At 72.2% G+C, this 18,202-nt stretch carries 15 protein-coding genes; 7 read left to right on the forward strand and 8 right to left on the reverse strand.

What is annotated here, in order from left to right:
- Positions 1 to 77: 77 nt before the first annotated feature.
- Positions 78 to 620, forward strand: coding sequence for a DUF3093 domain-containing protein (locus tag CFK41_RS09690; protein WP_096799473.1), 543 nt, complete (start codon positions 78 to 80; stop codon positions 618 to 620).
- 173 nt (positions 621 to 793) lie between these two features.
- Here CFK41_RS09690 and CFK41_RS09695 read toward each other — a convergent pair whose 3' ends face one another.
- Positions 794 to 1,096: a DUF4193 domain-containing protein gene (locus CFK41_RS09695; protein WP_012805050.1), complete on the reverse strand. Its 303-nt coding sequence runs from the start codon at positions 1,094 to 1,096 to the stop codon at positions 794 to 796.
- Between the two features lie 299 nt (positions 1,097 to 1,395).
- On the opposite strand from CFK41_RS09695, the gene sepH reads away from it, so the two are divergent.
- The gene (sepH, locus tag CFK41_RS09700; protein ID WP_096799474.1) at positions 1,396 to 2,745 is read left to right on the forward strand and encodes a septation protein SepH; all 1,350 of its coding nucleotides are present in this window, start codon (positions 1,396 to 1,398) and stop codon (positions 2,743 to 2,745) included.
- A 97-nt stretch (positions 2,746 to 2,842) separates the two neighbouring features.
- Here the strand turns inward: sepH and CFK41_RS09705 are convergent, their stop codons facing one another.
- Genes CFK41_RS09705 through CFK41_RS09715 form a run of 3 tightly spaced genes read right to left on the reverse strand, consistent with a single transcriptional unit; the run spans position 2,843 to position 7,391 of the window.
- Positions 2,843 to 4,024 (reverse strand): alkaline phosphatase family protein, encoded by a 1,182-nt coding sequence (locus CFK41_RS09705; RefSeq protein ID WP_096799475.1) that lies wholly within the window; start codon positions 4,022 to 4,024, stop codon positions 2,843 to 2,845.
- 35 nt (positions 4,025 to 4,059) lie between these two features.
- Entirely contained in the window at positions 4,060 to 4,635 is a 576-nt protein-coding gene (locus CFK41_RS09710; protein ID WP_096799476.1) for a DUF5998 family protein, read from the reverse strand.
- A 41-nt stretch (positions 4,636 to 4,676) separates the two neighbouring features.
- Entirely contained in the window at positions 4,677 to 7,391 is a 2,715-nt protein-coding gene (locus tag CFK41_RS09715) for a bifunctional acetate--CoA ligase family protein/GNAT family N-acetyltransferase (protein ID WP_096799477.1), read from the reverse strand.
- A 102-nt stretch (positions 7,392 to 7,493) separates the two neighbouring features.
- Here CFK41_RS09715 and CFK41_RS09720 point away from each other — a divergent pair, with 102 nt between their 5' ends.
- From CFK41_RS09720 to CFK41_RS09735, 4 genes are all read left to right on the forward strand, one after another.
- The gene (locus CFK41_RS09720) at positions 7,494 to 9,950 is read left to right on the forward strand and encodes a DNA gyrase/topoisomerase IV subunit A (RefSeq protein ID WP_151904725.1); all 2,457 of its coding nucleotides are present in this window, start codon (positions 7,494 to 7,496) and stop codon (positions 9,948 to 9,950) included.
- Positions 9,951 to 9,953: 3 nt separating this feature from the next.
- The gene (locus CFK41_RS09725; protein ID WP_227873029.1) at positions 9,954 to 11,120 is read left to right on the forward strand and encodes a hypothetical protein; all 1,167 of its coding nucleotides are present in this window, start codon (positions 9,954 to 9,956) and stop codon (positions 11,118 to 11,120) included.
- Positions 11,121 to 11,161: 41 nt separating this feature from the next.
- Positions 11,162 to 12,037: a D-hexose-6-phosphate mutarotase gene (locus tag CFK41_RS09730; RefSeq protein ID WP_096799479.1), complete on the forward strand. Its 876-nt coding sequence runs from the start codon at positions 11,162 to 11,164 to the stop codon at positions 12,035 to 12,037.
- A 664-nt stretch (positions 12,038 to 12,701) separates the two neighbouring features.
- A complete protein-coding gene (locus tag CFK41_RS09735) occupies positions 12,702 to 12,932 on the forward strand; it encodes a hypothetical protein (protein WP_096799480.1) in 231 nt (76 codons plus the stop codon).
- Between the two features lie 150 nt (positions 12,933 to 13,082).
- Here CFK41_RS09735 and CFK41_RS09740 read toward each other — a convergent pair whose 3' ends face one another.
- The 3 genes from CFK41_RS09740 to CFK41_RS09750 are packed head-to-tail and all read right to left on the reverse strand — an operon-like array spanning position 13,083 to position 16,878.
- Positions 13,083 to 13,982, reverse strand: a complete 900-nt coding sequence (locus CFK41_RS09740) for a metallophosphoesterase (protein WP_096799481.1) — start codon at positions 13,980 to 13,982, stop codon at positions 13,083 to 13,085.
- Positions 13,979 to 14,764 (reverse strand): imidazole glycerol phosphate synthase subunit HisF, encoded by a 786-nt coding sequence (gene hisF / locus CFK41_RS09745; RefSeq protein WP_096799482.1) that lies wholly within the window; start codon positions 14,762 to 14,764, stop codon positions 13,979 to 13,981. The genes CFK41_RS09740 and hisF overlap by 4 nt, the downstream gene beginning before the upstream one ends.
- Positions 14,761 to 16,878: a DNA gyrase/topoisomerase IV subunit B gene (locus tag CFK41_RS09750; protein WP_096799483.1), complete on the reverse strand. Its 2,118-nt coding sequence runs from the start codon at positions 16,876 to 16,878 to the stop codon at positions 14,761 to 14,763. The genes hisF and CFK41_RS09750 overlap by 4 nt, the downstream gene beginning before the upstream one ends.
- 210 nt (positions 16,879 to 17,088) lie before the next feature.
- Here CFK41_RS09750 and CFK41_RS09755 point away from each other — a divergent pair, with 210 nt between their 5' ends.
- Complete coding sequence (locus CFK41_RS09755; protein WP_096799484.1) at positions 17,089 to 17,307, forward strand: DUF7455 domain-containing protein; 219 nt, start codon at positions 17,089 to 17,091, stop codon at positions 17,305 to 17,307.
- Between the two features lie 326 nt (positions 17,308 to 17,633).
- On the opposite strand, the gene CFK41_RS09760 is transcribed toward CFK41_RS09755, so the two are convergent.
- Positions 17,634 to 18,170, reverse strand: a complete 537-nt coding sequence (locus tag CFK41_RS09760; protein WP_096799485.1) for a GNAT family N-acetyltransferase — start codon at positions 18,168 to 18,170, stop codon at positions 17,634 to 17,636.
- Positions 18,171 to 18,202: the final 32 nt, after the last annotated feature.

Consider the following 18,202-nt stretch of genomic DNA (forward strand, 5'->3'; position numbering starts at 1 on the left):
GGATCCAGGCGCCTCGGAGACGGCGGCCGCAGCACCGGCCGCGCCGACCCCCAGGCGGTGCGTGAGACGATGAGGGCATGTCCGCAGCAGCCGATCACACCGCAGACCACGCCGCCCAGGGCGCCTCCGCCGGAGCCGCCCCGAGCACTCCGCTCTTCCACGAGCGCCTGCTCCCCGGGCCGGGCGCCTGGATCGTGGCGGTGGTGGTGGGCGCCGCCCTCGGCCTGATCCTCGTGCCGCTGAACCTGGCGGCCGCGATCATCGTCGCGGCGGTCGCGATCATCGTGCTGCTCGTCGTGCTCGTGCAGTACTCGCCCGTGATCGAGGTCTCGGACGGACGCTTCCGGCTCTCCCGCGCACAGATCGAGGTGGAGCTGCTGGGAGAGCCCGTGGCCCTCGCCGGCGAGGAGTGGGCGCTGACCATCGGGCAGGACTTCGAGCCCCTGGCCCACCACTGCGTGCGCGGCTGGACGCGCACCGGTCTGCGGGTCGAGGTGCTGGATCCGGAGGATCCCACCACGGCCTGGGTCGCCTCGACCCGCCGTCCGGAGGATCTCGCCCTCGCCCTGCGCACCGCGAAGGCGCTGCAGCAGCGCGGGGACCAGGACCTCGCGGACTGACCGCAGGGTCGACGGGACGCGGGCTCGACGGAACCCCGGCTCGGCCGTACGCCGGCGCAGCACGACCCCTTGCACGCAGCACGACCCCCTTGCACAGAGCAGCAGCGGCACCGCACCCCCACCGGGTGCGATGCCGCTGCTGTCGTCCTGCCTCGTGCGCTCTGCTCGCGGGATCAGGCCGCCGCGCACTCCTTGCAGATGATGAGGGTGCCCTCGACGTGGTCGATCTGGCTGCGGTGCTTGACGAGGAAGCAGCTGGCGCAGGTGAACTCGTCCGCCTGTCGGGGCAGGACCCGGACCGACAGCTCCTCGCCGGAGAGATCCGCACCCGGGAGCTCGTAGGAGTCCGCGGCCTCGGCCTCGTCCTCGTCCACGGTCGGGGTGGCGGCCTCGTTCCGCCGACCCTTCAGCTCCTCGATGGAGTCGTCGTTCGAGTCGTCGTCGTTCTTGCGCGGGGCGTCGTAATCAGTGGCCATCTACGGTCCGTTCCTGGTTGTCGTCGGATGATCCGACCGGGGTTCTGGGGCATATCCGCGCCGGGGGCGACTCGCGGGCCGCATCACGGCGGCCCCGGTGTCAACGCTGAATGCGGCGGCATTATTGCAGAGGAGACTGCGACCTACAACAAAGCCTCCGCAATGGACGGCAACACGCGGACTTGACCGAGCCGAGGACCCGACGAAGCACAGCCGCGCACGATATGGTCACTGCCTAGACTTCTGCACGCAGGCGGCTACTGCACGCAGGCGACCAGGCTCCGACGGAGAGGACGACGATGCGCGAGCTCGAACTCGACGGGATCCATGATGACGGGGAACATGTGCTCCTGGTCGACTCCGATGGCGAGCGGTACACGCTGCGCATCGACAAGGCCCTGCGCGCCGCCGTGCGCTCGGACCGCCCGGCCCTGAACATGATCCAGGCGGCCGACGCCGCTCCCCTGCGACCGCGCGAGATCCAGGCGATGCTCCGCTCCGGCCGCAGCGCCGAGGACATCGCGGAGGCCTCCGACATCCCGCTCGAGCACGTGCGTCGCTACGAGGGCCCGGTGCTCGCCGAGCGCGAGTGGACCGCCCAGCGCGCCCGCACCTTCCCCGTCGGCCGAGGCGGCCCGTCCCTGCTCGACGTCGTCTCCGAGCGGCTCGCCGCGCGCGAGGCCACGGGGGACACCGCCTGGGACGCCTGGCGCCGCCAGGACGGCACCTGGACGCTGGAGATGACCTTCTCCGCCGGCGGCCGCACGCGCCAGGCGCACTGGGTCGCGGATCTCGACAACCGCTCCGTCTCCCCGGTGGACGACGAGGCCCGTTGGATCAGCGACGAGGACGCCCCGTCCGAGCCGACCCGCGGCCGCGGGCGCCTGCAGGCCGTGAGGAGCTCGGTCTACGACCTCGAGGCCGACGGCTCGCTGGAGGGCTCGCCGAGCACGTCGACGCGTGCCCGCACCTGGCCTCCGCGACGCCCCTCGGCCGACCAGCACCCCTCGATGATCGAGGACGAGGACCTCGAGGCCCTCAACGCCCGCCGGGGCCTGCGCTCCGTGCCGCGCCCGGAGGACTCCGCCACGGTCTGGTCCGGTCTCGAGGACGCGGAGGACGTTCCGGACGGCTCGATCCCCGCGGAGGAGGGCGACGCGTTCGTCGCCGGGCTCGACGAGCTCGATGAACTCGACGGAACGGATCCCGCCGCGGACCAGGTCGAGGGTGCGCCGGAGGGTTCCGGTCCAGACCTCGAGGCCGAGCTCGAGCACGCCGTCGGGGACGACGACCCCGGAGACGGCCTGTTCGAGGATCTCTACACGGCGACCGACGGCTCCGACTCCTCCGAGGATGCGAGCCTCGACAGCGATGCCTCCGACGAGCAGGTGCTCGACGCCGAGGACGAGGACTCCCCGGAGAGCGGCACCTCCGAGGGCGCGGCTTCCGAGCAGGCGCCGATCCAGTACCAGGACACGGTCGACCTGACCCCGCTCCCCGGCTTCGACGAGCCGTCCTCCGCACCGGAGGACGCCGCGGAGCAGGGCGAGCCCGAGCAGCCGAAGCCGACCAAGAAGTCGCGTCAGCGCAGCAAGCGCGCCTCGATGCCCAGCTGGGACGAGATCGTCTTCGGCTCGAAGCACGACTGACCCGCCGCACTCCTGGCGCCCGCCGCACGACGGAGCCCCGCCGCTCGCAGAGACTGCTGAGCGACGGGGCTCTCGTGCACCGGCGCGCCGGAGCGGCTCAGGTCTCGAGGCGCAGCAGCGGGATCCAGGCCTCGGCCGAGGTGAGGGATCCGTGGACCCCGACCATGTGACGCGCGGTCTCGGGGCGGCGGGAGAAATCATCGACGCTCCAGCGGCCGCGGGCGAGGACGAGCACGTCCGGGACTCGCGGTGCGACGCGTTCGGAGAACTCGGTGCCGACGGGCCCCAGCAGCCCCGCGGCGAGGATCTGCGGCCGGCGCAGCACCAGAGCGCGCTCGCCGAGCAGGTCGGTGAGCCCCTCGGCGAGCTCCTCGTCGGCCCCCTCCCCCGGCACGGTGTGCAGCGAGAGGGCTCGCGCCTCGCCGGCGACCTCCTCGACCCGCCGCAGCAGCGACGGATGCTCGGCCAGGTCGATCGTGTGCTCCGGGGAGGTGTCGACCATCCCGTGATCGGCCGTGACGTGGATCCGGGTGCCCCGAGGGAGCCGTCGCTGCAGCGTGCCCAGCAGGGCATCGACCTCGGCGAGCGCCGTCCGCCACTCCTCGGAGTCCACGCCGTGGCGATGCCCGGCGTGATCGACGTCGTCGACGTGGAGGTGGACCAGCCCGTCCGACCCGGCGCGATGGAGCGCGGTGCGGACCGCCTCCACCCGGTCGCCTCGGCCGTGCCCCAGGAATTCCCAGCCCCGGAAGGCGACCCCGCTGAGATGGGATCCCGCGTGCTTCGCGGGAGCCACCTGCACCGCCCGTCGGGTCCCGGTCTCCACGGGGGTGGGCAGCGGCATCCACTCGCGGGGGTCGGTGCCCGGAGCACCGGTGAGCTGGTTGAGGCTGTGCCCGGTGCGCGGATCGCGGGTGAGGTAGCCCAGCACGCCGTGCTCGAGCGGGGCCCTGCCCGTGTGCAGGGACACCATGGCGCTGGAGGTGGTGGCGGGCGTGACGGTGCGCACCCGCGCGACCTGGGACTCGAGCCGCCGCAGCGTGGGTGTCAGGGAGCGGTGCTCGGCCAGGAGGTCGGCACCGACCCCGTCCAGCAGCACCACCAGGTCGCGGCCCGGCTCGGGGTCCTGGAGCAGCGGCGGGATCACGTCCAGCAGAGCCGGGCGGGCTCCGTCGGCGAAGGGCGGGGGAAGCAGGTCCTCGGGCCAGTCGATCGGAGCGGCCGAGGCGTCGGCCCCGGCGCTCCGCGGCGGTCCGACGGGCGGGACGGGCGCGGTCATCGGCGGGGTCCGGCCGGACGGGCGGAGCGCACCGCTCACTCCCCCGCGGCGTCGATCGCGTCGACCAGGCGGTCGTGGAAGGCGAGCGCGGCATCGACGGCGCCGGCGCCGTCGGCCAGGGCCGAGACCCGCAGCGCGAGATCAGAGGGGGCGATGGTGCCGGTGTAGCCGTGGTCGAGCTGGCAGTTCGGGTCCTCGCACAGCGCCCGCTCGAGGTCCAGGCGCCGGCTCCCGTCCCAGCTCACTCCGAGGGTGACCTCCGCCTCGGTGCCGGGGCTGCCCTTCCCGTCGGTGTCGAAGACCTGGGAGAGGCCGGTGGAGGTGATCCGGCGCAGGCGGATCCTCTCTGTGGTGGAGACCACCTGGCTGGGGTTGAGCGCATCGGCGGGGTCGTCGTCGAGATGGGTGACCAGCAGGTGGGTGGCGGTCAGGACGACGACGGTCAGGTGGCGGCGCACCTCGGGGCCGTCGAAGGTGGTCTCGGGGCGCACCAGGTGGGCGACGGGACGCTCGGTGCGCAGGAGGCGCTCGAGGCTCTGGGCGGCCGTCTGCGGGAAGTAGCCGGCGGTCTCGAGATCCTCGAGGAGGTCAGCGGGAAGAGCGGTGGTCATTCCCGCAGTCTCCCATGTCCGTCGGCTCCGGGAGGTGGTCCTCAGGCGCCGGGCGGTCCGGAGAGTGTGCGGCGCGCGCTGTCCGTGCGGTTCGGGGCGGGAGCCAGCTGCGCCCGCGCGGACACCACGGTGAGGCCGTGCTGCGAGACCAGGACCGGATACAGCTCGAGAAAGGCGAGCTCGGGGACGTCCTCCGCGAGCAGCCCGATGCGGACCACCAGGTCGGCGAGCGCCTCCCGGTCCGCGGGAGGCAGCCCACGGGTCCCGCGCAGCTTGACGGCGGAGGCCGGTGCGTCGACCAGCTGTGCCGCGCCGCTCTCGCTGAAGGGCGGGATCGCATAGGCGATGTCGTCCAGGAGATCGGTGGCGTCGCCGGCGACCGAGAGGGAGACCACCGGGCCCAGCGACGGGTCCTCGACGCTGCGCACCACCATCGGCACCCCGGTCGGGGCCATGGCCTGGACCTCGAGAGGCGCGCTCGAGAAGGCCAGATCCCGGCGCATCGCCTCCACGGCGTGGCGCAGCTGCACCGCGTCGGGGATCTCCAGCCGCACGCCTCCGAGGTCGGCACGGTGGCGGAGCACCGGATCGGTGCTCTTCAGCGCGACCGGGTACCCGATCTGCGCGGCACGGGCGAGGGCGTCCTCGACGTCCGTGATCTGCTGCGAGGGGAGCAGGTCGATCCCATAGGCGGCCAGCAGCGCACGGGTGTCGTCGGTGCCCAGGGCGCCGTCCGCCGCGCCCACCCCTGCTCGCCAGCGCTCCACGACCGACAGGGCGGTGGCGCGGTCCACGTCCTCCCGATGGGCGGGCGCCTCGTCGTCGACCTGCGGGCGCAGCGCGGCGGCGAGCATCCCCGCCGCGGCACGGGCCACCGCGAAGGGGGTCGCATGCACCGGGGGCAGGGAGCCGTCGGCGCGCACCGCCTGGTGGACCACGTCGAAGCGCTCCGTCGAGGAGACCAGGCACACCAGCAGCACCACCTCGGAGTTGCGGGCCACGATCGCCATCTGCCGCAGCACCTCGACGGCGTCCCCGCTCAGCGGGTCGAGGATCCCGGCGATCACCAGGTCCACGTTCCCGGGGGCGGCCATCGAGGTGAAGGCGCGCTGGATGAGCCGCACATCCGGGGACAGCGGGACGCTGTGGTTGTCCGCCACCACCTCGAGCCCGGCCTGGTCGGCCGCGCCGCGGAGGCTGGCCCCCAGCGCCGCCGTGTTCGAGAGCAGGCCCACCCGGCGACCCAGAGGGATGCCCTGGCGACCGAGGGCGTCGACCACGTCCAGCAGGTGGTCCACACCCCGGGTCTGCACCACCCCGGCGGACTCGAGCACCTGGTCCAGCGCGCGGCGCGGGAGCGTCGAGGTGCGCACGTCGTGCCCGGGCGGCCGATGGGACTCGCTGCCCGGGGGCCGCAGCACCACCAGCGGCGTCGAACGGGTGAGCCGACGGGCGATGCGGGTGAACTTGCGCGGGTTGCCCATGGACTCCAGGGCGAGGCCGATGACCCCGACCTCGTCGTCGTCCTCCCAGTGCTGGAGGGTGTCGTTGAGGGAGACGTCGGCCCGGTTGCCGACCCCCACGAACTCCCGCAGACCGATGCCGCGGGCGTCGGTGCCGGCCAGCAGCATCGCCGAGAGCGCGCTGGACTGACCGGCCAGGGCGGCGTTGCCGGGGCGCGGCATCCGCGGGGAGAGGGAGAGGCTGATCGGGTCCTCGCCCGTGCGCAGGAAGCCGAGCGAGCCGGGGCCCAGCAGCCGCATGCCGTGCAGGCGGACCCGCGCCACGAGCTCGCGCTGCAGGGTGCGGCCCTCGTCGCTGTCCGAGAACCCCTCGGCGGGGATCACCACGCTGCGCACGCCGATCTCGGCGCACTCCTCGATGGCGTCCAGGCACGCCTCGGGGCGCAGCGCGATGACGGCCAGGTCCACGGTGCCGGGGACGTCCGCCACCCGCGCCCAGGTGCGGTGCCCGCGCAGCTCGAGCGCCTCGCGCGACACGAGGTGCACGGTGCCGGAGTAGCCGGAGTCCTCCAGGGCGGTGAGGAACCGGCCACCGGCGGAGTCCTCCCGGGAGGAGACCCCGATCAGCAGCACGGAGCGGGGATCGAGCAGGCGCGCCATCGACCGGGACTCGGCGCGGTGCTCCCGCTCCGCCATCACGGCGAGCGAGCGCGCGGTCGGGTCGATGCGGAAGGAGACCATCACGACGCCGTCGTCCAGCCGACGGGCCACGTCGAAGCCGGTCTCGGTGAAGACCTTGATCATCTTCGCGTTCTGCGGCAGCACCTCGGCGGTGAACTCGTTGATGTCGCGCTCGCGGGCGGCGGCGACGAGATGCTCGAGCAGGACGGAGGCCAGGCCCGTGCCCTGCCGCGAGTCGGAGACGTTGAACGCCACCTCCGCGGTGTGCGGGGAGACCCGGTCGTAGCGGCCCACCGCGATGATGTCCTCCCCCACCAGCACGATGAAGGCGACCCGGTCCACGTGGTCCACGCGGGTGAAGCGGGCGAGGTCCCGCGGGGAGATCTTCGGCATCGGAGCGAAGAAGCGCAGGTACCGCGACTGCTCGGACTGTCGCTGATGGAAGTCCTGGAGCGCGTCGGCATCCGTGGGTCGGATCGGGCGCAGGTGGGCGGCCGAGCCGTCGCGCAGCGCGATGTCCGCCTCCCAGTGCGCCGGGTAGGCGAGCTCGGCCTCGTCGCCGCCCCGGGTGCGGCGGCGCAGGGAGCGCAATCCATCTCGTCTGTCCGCCATGGCCAGATCCTAGCGTCGACGTCATGGAGTTGACGGGATTCACGTCCCGCCCCGACCCCGGGATCCCGGGATCGTGGCCGGTCATGCGCCATGATGTCCCTTATGGCCCGATCACGCAGCACCACCCCGCCCTCCGGCGACGAGGCCGTCGAGGAGACCATCGTCGACATCGACGTCACCAGTGAGATGGAGTCGTCGTTCCTGGAGTACGCGTACTCCGTGATCTACTCCCGGGCGCTCCCGGACGCCCGCGACGGGCTCAAGCCCGTCCAGCGGCGCATCCTCTACATGATGGCCGAGATGGGTCTGCGTCCCGAGAAGGGCCACGTGAAGAGCCAGCGTGTGGTCGGCGAGGTGATGGGCAAGCTCCACCCCCACGGCGACACCGCGATCTATGACGCCCTGGTGCGCATGGCGCAGAGCTTCAACATGCGCCTGCCGCTGGTGGACGGGCACGGCAACTTCGGCTCGCTGGACAACGGCCCGGCGGCGCCCCGATACACCGAGGCGCGCCTGGCCAAGGCCGCCCTGCTCATGACGGACTCGCTGGACGAGGACGTCGTGGACATGATCCCGAACTACGACAACCAGCTCCTGCAGCCGGAGGTGCTCCCGGCGCAGTACCCGAACCTCCTGGTCAACGGAGCCTCGGGGATCGCTGTGGGCATGGCGACGAACATGGCGCCCCACAACCTGGTCGAGACGATCGCCGCCGCCCGGCATCTGATCGCCCACCCGGAGGCCGAGCTCGAGGAGCTGATGCGCTTCGTGCCCGGCCCGGACCTGCCCACCGGTGGCCGGATCGTGGGCCTCGAGGGCATCCGCGACGCCTACCGCACCGGTCGCGGCTCCTTCAAGATGCGGGCCACCACCCGCATCGAGAACGTCACCTCGCGCCGCAAGGGCATCGTCGTCACCGAGCTGCCGTACCAGGTGGGTCCGGAGCGCCTCGCAGAGAAGCTGCGCGATGCCGTGCAGGCCAAGCGGGTCCAGGGCGTCACCGACTACCAGGACCTCACCGATCGCCACCACGGCCTGCGCCTGGTGCTGACGGTCAAGTCCGGCTTCGACCCGGAGGCCGTGCTCCAGCAGCTGTACAAGTACACGCCGCTCGAGGAGTCCTTCGGCATCAACAACGTGGCCCTGGTCGACGGCCAGCCGCGCACCCTGGGCCTGAAGCAGATGCTCGAGGTCTTCGTCGACCACCGCCTGAAGGTGGTGCGCCGCCGCACCGAGCACCGCCTCAGCCGTCGCAAGGCCCGCCTGCACCTGGTGGAGGGCCTCCTGCTGGCGATCCTGGACATCGACGAGGTCATCCAGATCGTGCGCCAGAGCGATGACGCCGAGACCGCCCGCACCCGCCTGATGACCGTCTTCGACCTCTCCGAGCTCCAGGCCGAGTACATCCTCGAGCTGCGCCTGCGCCGCCTGACGAAGTTCTCGCAGATCGACCTCGAGGCCGAGCGCGACGATCTGCGCCGCGAGATCGATCGCCTCGAGGAGATCCTGGGCTCCGAGAGCGTCCTGCGCGCCCTGGTCTCCGACGAGCTGGCCACGGTGGCCGCCGAGCACGGCGACTCGCGCCGCACGGTGCTCCTGGAGGCCTCGGAGAAGCCTGCCGTGACCGCCGGGGCGTCCCTCGAGGTCGCCGACGAGCCCTGCGGCGTGCTGCTCACGGGCACCGGGCTGATCGCCCGCGTCGCCGGCGAGGAGCCGCTGCAGCGCGAGGGGCAGCGCAGCTCGCACGACGTCATCGTCTCGGCCGTCCGCTCCAGCACCCGGTCGATGATCGGTGTCGTCACCGATCAGGGCCGGGTGCTGCGGCTGTCCGTCGTGGATCTGCCCTCGCTCGCCCCGACGGCCGGCGCCCCGTCGCTCGCCGGCGGCACCCGGATCACCGACCTCCTCGACCTCGAGCGGGAGGAGCGGGCGCTGGGCCTGATCCGCGTCGCCGAGGCGGATCTCGAGCGGGGCGGGGCCATCGCGCTGGGGACCCGGCAGGGCGTGGTCAAGCGCGTCCAGCTGGACTTCCCGCGCGCCGACGGCTTCGAGATCATCTCCCTCAAGGACGGAGACGCGGTGGTGGGCGTCGTCGATCTCGAGGAGGACGAGGACCTCGACCTGGTCTTCGTCACCTCGGACGCTCAGCTGCTCCACTTCCCCTCCTCGGGTGTGCGCCCGCAGGGCCGTGGAGCCGGAGGCGTCGCGGGCATCAAGCTCGCCGACGGCGCCTCGGTCCTCTCCTTCGGGGTGGTCGACGTGACGGCGCCGGCCGACGTGGTCACCGTCGCGGGAAGCTCCGCGACCCTCCCGCTGCTGCAGACGGGCTCGCTGAAGGTCACCTCCCTCACCGAGTTCCCCGCGAAGGGCCGTGCGACCGCCGGGATGCGCTGCCATCGGTTCCTGCGCGGCGAGGACTCGCTGATCGGCGCCTGGGTGGTGCCCCATCCGGCGCGCGCCTCCTCCGAGGCGGGTCAGCCGATCGATCTGCCCGAGCCCACCGGGCGCCGCGACGGCTCGGGCACGCCGGTGGCCGTGCCGATCGCCGCCGTCGGCTGATCCGTGCCCGGCGCACCGTCCCCGGAGGATCCGGCCACGCCGCGACCGGGCATCCCCCGGTCCCACTGGTCGCGGCGCGTCTCCCATGCCTCCCGGACGGAGTCCCGCCATGTCGGCGTGGGGGTCGGCGGCGCCCTCGTGGGTCTGGTCGTCGGCCTCCTCGCCCTGGACGGGACGGCTCCGCTCGCAGGTACCGGGTCGATCGGGCAGGTCGCCGCGGTCACGGTGCTCGGCTGCTCGGCGGTGACCGCGGCGCTCACCCTCTCGACCCTCACCCGGCGCTCCATGCCCTGGTTCGGCGGGCACCGCTGGTGGCGGCGCTCGATCGACGTGATCGGCCTGTCGCTCGTGTACGGGATCCTGGGCCTGTTCCTCACCGGCGCTCTCTTCGGCGTGTTCCAGCAGGCCTTCCGGGGCGTCGCGCTGGATCACCTCGCGGGCACCTTCTGGGTGGCGCTCGCGGGCGGCGCCGCCGCCTACATCACCTCCGCGGCGGCCACCGCCCTCACCGGCCGCTCGCTGGCGACGCTGCTGGCGGTCTTCGTCACGGTGGGCGTGCTCGCGAGCGCCCTGAACGCCGAGGACCCCTACTGGTGGGAGCGGTACTTCTCCGAGCTGGGCGAGGGCGAGGACCTCTCGGGCCTCACCTTCAACCTCACCCTGCTGCTGACCGGCATCGCCCTGGTGACCGTGGCCGAGTTCCTGGCCCATGACCTGGACCGCTGGGCCCGCAGTGTCGAGGAGCCGGCCTGGCTGATCACCGTGGTGCGCTCGCTGCTGACCGCGGTCGGTGTGCTCGTGGCGCTCGTGGCCGTGATCTCGCGTCCCGTGAGCATCTTTTGGCACGACATCGTCGCCCAGTCCCTCGTCGTCGTCTTCGGCCTCACCCTGCTGATCGTGCCCGTGCTGCTGCGCCGCCTGCCCGGCGCGCTGATCGCCGTGACGGCGGTGGCCTTCGCGCTGCTGCTGACGGTGACCGTGCTGTACCTGGTGGTGGGCTACCTGAACATGACCGCCTTCGAGATGGGGGCGGCGGCGATCGTGTACGGCTGGCTGCTGCTGTTCATCCGCACGGTCTCCGCAGCGGCCGAGGGCGCGGAGGAGACCGCTTCCGGCGCGGCCCCCGCAGCGACGGTCCGGGGTGGCGACGACACCACGGCAACCTGCTGACCTGCCGCGGCGCAAGCCCGGGCCCGTGCGACGATGAGGTCATGAACTCTGCGACCACCGCTGCCACCTCGTCCCTCCCGCTGCCCGACGGCGTCACCCTCGGCCAGGTCCACGGGGTCGACGCGATCCTCGTCGACACCCCGGCCGGCACGGCCGAGCTGCTCCTGGACGGCGCCCACCTGATCAGCTGGGTCCCCGCCGGAGAGGCCGACCTGCTGTGGCTCAGCCCCGACTCCGGCTTCGGCGCCGGCACGCCGGTGCGCGGCGGCATCCCGCTGGTCGGCCCCTGGTTCGGGCCCGGACGGAACGGCGACCACGAGGTCAAGCACGGCTGGCTGCGCACCCTCCGCTGGGACCTCGCCGGCGCGGAGTCGAAGGGTGGGGACGTGGCCATCACGCTGCGCACCTCGGAGGACGTCCAGGAGATGAGCGCGCTCGCCGAGTTCCGCTTCGGCGCCGAGCTCTCGGTGGACCTCACCCTCACCGCCGGCCCGGCGGCGCTCGAGCTGGAGGCCGCGCTCCACACCTACCTCGCCGTCGGAGATGTGCGCGAGATCGCGATCCAGGGCCTGGAGGGCGCCGACTACCTCGACAACACCCAAGGGCTCGTCGCCGACGTCCTCGAGGCGGAGCCGATGCGCCTGACCGCCTCCACGGACCGGATCGTCGACTCCTCCGCCGAGGTGACGGTTCTGGACGAGAAGGCCGGGCGCCGCCTGGTCTCGACGCCGCGCGGCACCTCGAGGACCGTCGTGTGGAACCCCTGGGACACCCTGGTGACCGGCATGGCCGACATCCCGGATGCCGCCTGGCCCGAGTTCGTGTGCGTCGAGCCCGCCGTCGCCAAGGACGGCTTCGTGGCGCTGCAGCCCGGCGAGTCGCATCGCCTCGGGATCACATACCGGATCGAGCGCTGAGCATGTCGCGCTGAGCTCCGCGAGATGGGCTCCGGCCCACCCCGGCGGGAGTCTGAACAGGACCCGGTCGCCCCTCGAGGGCGGCCGGGTCCTGTGCGTCCGGGCAGGCTCCGACGCACCGTCCCCTCGCCTGCGCACCGGGTGGATCGGACGCTCCGGGCGAGAGGCCCACGGCTCCGGGCTCTGCTCCGAACCTGCTCTGGATTAAATCAGTTGTTCAGGTCGGCCAAGGGTGGTGGACTGGCCGTATGGAGATGCACACGACCCCGATGACGACCCCGGCGAGCCCGGCCGTGTCGTCCGGCTGCTCGGCATACTCCCTCCGGTGCCACGGACTCATCGTGGCTCAGCGAACGGCCGGCGGGGGTCGCCGCGCCGTCGGCCGCACATCGCCCGCAGCCCGCTGACGGGGCAGACCGCCCCACCCCTCGTCGGCCGCTGCCGACACCCCTGAGATCCGCGCTCGGGGCTCGAGATCCTCGAGCCACGAGGGCCTGTCCCTCGCGCTCTGCGGACAGCTGCTGTCCGTCGCAGGCGCGAGCCTCGATCACACACCACTCCTCCAGGAGCACCGATGTCCCCGCATGCCCTCGTCACATCACCTGACGACCTCGTATCCCCCACCACGTCCACCGACCCGACCACGGAGAGAGCGACCGCAGTCATGACCACCCTCACCGCCCCCACTCCCCTCACCAGCATCGACTCCGAGGTGGACCGTCTCGACCGGCTCACCGACGAGATCGCCGTCGACACGCTGCTCACGAGCATCCTCACGCGCCGTCGCGCGCTGCGGCGGGCTCGCCGGCAGCTCGCGGCTGAGCAGGCGCGCCAGGAGTACGAGAGGTTCCTGGAGCGCACTCTGCTCGGCGCCGGCGTCTCGCACCTTCGATGAGCCCGGAGGCCTCTGCGCAGCAGGGGCACATCATGAACCGCGGCCCGTCCGGATCTGATCCGGACGGGCCGTGCTCTCGTTCGCAGCGGTCCAGGTCCAGTGGACGGGGTCCCGAGGCAGGCGTCCGACGAGCGGGCTCGCCCAGCAGGCTCAGCCCGCCCGGCGCAGATCGATCAGCACGAGCTCACGGGGATCGTTCACCCGCACCCCGGCGATGCTGTTGCCGAGCCCACGGCTGATCACCATCGTGGTGCCCTCGCGCTCATGGACTCCCTCGCTGAGCTCAGGCAGCCAGCCCTGGTGCGGCGCATACAGGCCGCCGATGCCCGGCACGCGCACCTGGCCGCCGTGGGCGTGCCCGGACAGGACCAGATCGATCCCGTGACCCGAATAGGAGTCGAACAGCTCGGGCCGATGGGCGAGCAGGATCGTGGTGACGGACTCCTCCGGGACGAGCGGGGCGAGCAGCGAGGCGGGGTCCCGCTCCGGCTGATCGGCGATGGCACGCACGCGGGGATCGTCGAGCCCGATGAGCGTGACGTCCACGCCGGCCACCTGCAACGTCGTCGACTCGTCCCGCAGCACCACCACTCCCCGCTCCTCGAGGCCGGCCAGCAGCTCGTCGAGGAGCGGTGAATCGGCATCGTGGTTGCCGAGCACCATGTACGTCGGGGCGATCGCCTGCAGGCGACCGGTCATCTCGAGCGCGGCCGTGAGATCGGCGGTACGGTAGTCGACCAGGTCTCCGGTGATCGCCACCAGGTCGGGCCGTGCGGACTCCACGGCGGAGACCACCCGGTCCTGGAAGGTGCCGAAGTCCGCGGCGTGCAGGTCGGAGACCTGGGCGATCCGGAGCCCGTCGGCAGCCGGAGGCAGGGAGGCGATGGGGACGTCGGCGGCGGTGACGTCCAGCCGGCGGTTGTCCCACAGCAGCCAGCCGGCACCGAGCAGCAGCACCAGGACGGCCACGAGGGCGGCCCGTGCCAGCCGGGTGGGGAGGGGACGCCGCCCTCCCGAGCGCCGGGCGGCGACGGACAGCGGCGCGGTCACCGCACGGGGAGGCCGTCGGCGGCCATCGCCCCCTTCGCCTCGGCGATCGTCATCTGCTGGAAGTGGAAGACGCTCGCGGCGAGCACCGCATCGGCGCCCGCATGGACCGCCGGGGCGAAGTGCTCGGGCGTGCCCGCTCCGCCGGAGGCGATCAGCGGCAGGGTCGTCGCCTCACGGGCCAGACCGATCAGCTCGAGGTCGAAGCCCGCCTCGGTGCCGTCCGCGTCCATCGAGTTCAGCAGGATCTCCCCCGCACCCCGCTCGGTCACCTCGCGGATCCACGCGATCGCGTCGATTCCGGTGCCGCGGCGGCCGCCGTGAGTGGTGACCTCGAAGCCCGAGCCGCTGCGGGCCGTGCCCTCGGGCGTCTCGTCGGAGACGCGGCGGGCGTCGATCGACAGCACCAGCACCTGGTTGCCGAAACGCCGGGAGATCTCCGAGATCACCTCGGGGCGGGCGATCGCGGCGGTGTTGACCCCGCACTTGTCGGCGCCCGCGCGCAGCAGCTGGTCGACGTCGTCGACCGAGCGCACGCCGCCGCCGACGGTGAGCGGGATGAAAATCTGCTCGGCGGTGCGGCGCACCACGTCGATCATCGTGTCCCGGCCGCCCGATGAGGCGGTGACGTCGAGGAAGGTCAGCTCGTCGGCGCCCTCGGCCCCGTAGCGGGCGGCCAGCTCGACCGGATCCCCGGCATCGCGGAGGTCCTTGAAGTTCACGCCCTTGACGACGCGCCCCGCATCGACGTCCAGGCAGGGGATCACACGGACGGCGACACTCATGCGTCGATCCTCTCCAGGTCGAGCTCTTCGGCTCCTTCGATGATGAACTGCTTGCGGGGTGCGACGTCGGAGCCCATCAGGAGCTCGAAGACGGCGCTGGCCGCCTCGGCATCCTCGATCCGCACCCGGCGGAGCATGCGCTGGCCGGGATCCATGGTGGTGTCCGCCAGCTGGTCGGCGTCCATCTCGCCCAGGCCCTTGTAGCGCTGGATCGGCTCCTTGTACCGCTTGCCGCGCCGCTCGAGGTTCTTCAGCAGCTTGGTCAGCTCTGCCTCGGAGTAGGTGTAGACCAGCTCGTTCTTCTTCTTGCCGCCGTGGATGATCTCGACCCGGTGCAGGGGCGGGACCGCCGCGTAGACGCGCCCAGCCTCGACCAGGGGCCGCATGTAGCGGTGGAAGAGGGTCAGCAGGAGCGTGCGGATGTGGGCGCCGTCGACGTCGGCGTCGGTCATCATGATGATCTTGCCGTAGCGGGCGGCGTCCAGGTCGAAGGTGCGCCCCGAGCCCGCCCCGATCACCTGGATGATCGCTGCGCACTCGGTGTTCTTGAGCATGTCCGTGACGGACGCCTTCTGGGTGTTGAGGATCTTGCCGCGGATCGGCAGCAGAGCCTGGTACTCCGAGGAGCGGGCGTTCTTGGCGGTGCCGAGCGCGCTGTCGCCCTCGACGATGAACAGCTCCGAGCGCTCGACGTCATGGGTGCGGCAGTCCGCGAGCTTGGTCGGCATCGTGGAGGACTCCAGCGCGTTCTTGCGGCGGGAGACCTCCTTGTGCATGCGGGCGGCGATGCGGGCGCGCATCTCCGAGACCACCTTGTCGATGACCAGGGCCGCCTGCTCCTTCTCGCCCTTCTTCGTGGAGCTGAGGAACTCGGTGAGCCGGTCCTCGACGACCTTGGCGACGATCTGACGGATCGCGGGGGTGCCGAGCACCTCCTTGGTCTGGCCCTCGAACTGGGGCTCGTCGATGCGCACGCTGACCACCGCGGTGAGTCCCGCGAGGGTGTCGTCCTTCTCGATCTTCTCGTTCTTGGCGTTGAACTTGACCCGGCGCGCCTGGTTCTCGACCTGCTTGCGCACGGTCTTGACCATCGCCTGCTCGAAGCCGGTGACGTGGGTGCCGCCCTTGGGGGTCGCGACGATGTTCACGAATGAGCGCAGGGTCGAGTCGAAGTCCGCGCCCCAGCGCAGCGCGATGTCCACCTCGCAGGAGCGCTCGACATCGGTCGAGACCATGTGGCCGTTCTTGTCCAGGACCGGGATCGTCTCGGTGTACTCCCCGGTGCCCTGCAGCCGGATCACGTCGGTGATCCGCTGGTCCTGGGCGAGGTACTCGACGAACTCGCTGATGCCGCCGTCGTACTTGAAGGTGCGGGTGGCCGGCTGGTCCGGGGATGCCTCCGGGCGCAGGTCGGTGACCGAGATCTGCAGCCCGGGCACCAGGAACGCGGTCTGGCGCGAGCGGCGCGTCAGATCGTCCAGCGAGAAGTGGGAGCCCTTGACGAAGATCTGCGGATCGGCCCAGTAGCGCACCCGGGTGCCGGTCACGCCGCGCTTCGCCTTGCCGACCACGCGCAACTCGGCGGGGCCGTCGGTCGGGGTGAAGGGTGAGTCCGGATCCGGACCGTCGGCGTCATCGAAGACCCCCGGGGTGCCGCGCTGGAAGCTCATCGCGTAGACCTTGCTGCCGCGATCGACCTCGACGTCGAGCCGGCCGGACAGCGCGTTGACGACGCTCGCGCCCACGCCGTGCAGACCGCCGGAGGCCGCATAGGAGCCGCCGCCGAACTTCCCGCCCGCGTGGAGCTTGGTGTAGACGACCTCGACGCCGGTCAGCCCCGTGCGGGGCTCGACATCCACCGGCACGCCTCGGCCGGTGTCACGGACCTCGACGGAATGGTCGGGGTGGAGGATGACCTCGATCGACTCGCCGTGCCCGCCGAGCGCCTCGTCCACCGCGTTGTCCAGGATCTCCCACAGGCAGTGCATGAGACCGCGGGAGTCGGTGGAGCCGATGTACATGCCGGGCCGCTTGCGCACGGCCTCGAGGCCCTCGAGGACCTGGAGGTTGCGGGCATCGTAGGCGGACTTCTTCGCTGCGCTGGTGGTGGACACCCCCCGGATTCTACGGGTCCGGACCCTCCGAGCCCGGCACCGGCACGTGCCGCCCCGCTCACAGCCCGCGTCCCGCCGCCGCGCGGCCGACGGACGCCGGTGCCGGACCGGCTCAGCGCGAGCGGCCCCGCTCACACGACGTTGCGCCGCCAGCGAACCAGGGCTGTGGACACTCCCCCGGCGGCGCCCCGCGGTGCTACAAATGTCCTCATGAACCTGACTCTCGAAGCTCCCCGGCTCACGGCACACGACCGGTGCGACCGCTGCGGCGCCCAGGCGTACGTCAAGGTGCTCCTCGAGGCCGGCGGCGAACTGATGTTCTGCGCCCACCACGCTCGCGCCCACCAGGATGCCTTCGAGGGCATCGCGGCCGAGATCATCGACGAGACCGAGCGTCTCCACCTCAAGCCCGAGCCGGTCGAGGACTGATCCGACCCGTCGGCGCGACCTGACCCGCGCCGTCCAGCTCACTCCGTCCCGAAGGGCGCCCACGATCTCGGTGGGCGCCCTTCGTCGTGCGCGGCGATGGCGCGGGCGGGGCAGGGTTGAAAGGCGTGGCCGGCGACGGCTGAAGCAGCTGGCGCAGGGCCGACCGGCAGGGCCGACCGGCAGGGCCGACCGGCCATGGTCGGCTGCGGGCGCCTGGGCTGGGACTGCGGCAGCATCGGCATGCTCCTCGCCACAGCGCCAGCAGTCGACCGGTGAGAGACCTCCGAGCGGCCGCGATTCGACGTGCCGCCCCCACGGTCAGGGGTTCAGCCGTTCACCAGAGCCGACGCGTCGATCGCGTACTCCACCCAGTACGAGCCGTTGCTCTCGCGCGGGTCCCGTGCACCGGTGGCCACGAAGCCGAGGCGCTCGTAGAGCCGTCGGGCCGAATCGTTGCCCGCGTCGACGTCGAGGCGCAGATCGGGGCGCCCGAGGTCCAACGAGAGCCGCGCGGCGGCGACGAGCAGTGGCCGCGAGATCCCCGTCCCCCGGACCTCGGGTCGCACCCACAGGGAGACGATGTGCGCACGGTCCTCGGGGATCTGATGCTCCGGCGTGTAGCCGGCGGGGAGCAGGGCGATCCCGCCGAGCACCTCGGTGCCGCGCCGGGCCTGCAGATGGATGCGCGGGCCGGCGATCTCCTCGCGCCACTGCTCGGCGGCGCGGGCACGAGCCTCTGCCGGGTCCGCCCAGAACGCCTCCGGGTCGGCGGCGAGCATGTCCAGGCGCAGGTCGCGGTGCGCCGCCCAGTCCCGAGGCTCGACCCGGTGGATGAGCAGTTCCACACCCTCGGTCGTCATCATGTCCTGCCTGCTCCCCTGGAGGCCCCTGTCGT

The sequence above is a fragment of the Brachybacterium ginsengisoli genome (assembly GCF_002407065.1).
GTDB classification, from domain to species: Bacteria; Actinomycetota; Actinomycetes; order Actinomycetales; family Dermabacteraceae; genus Brachybacterium; species Brachybacterium ginsengisoli.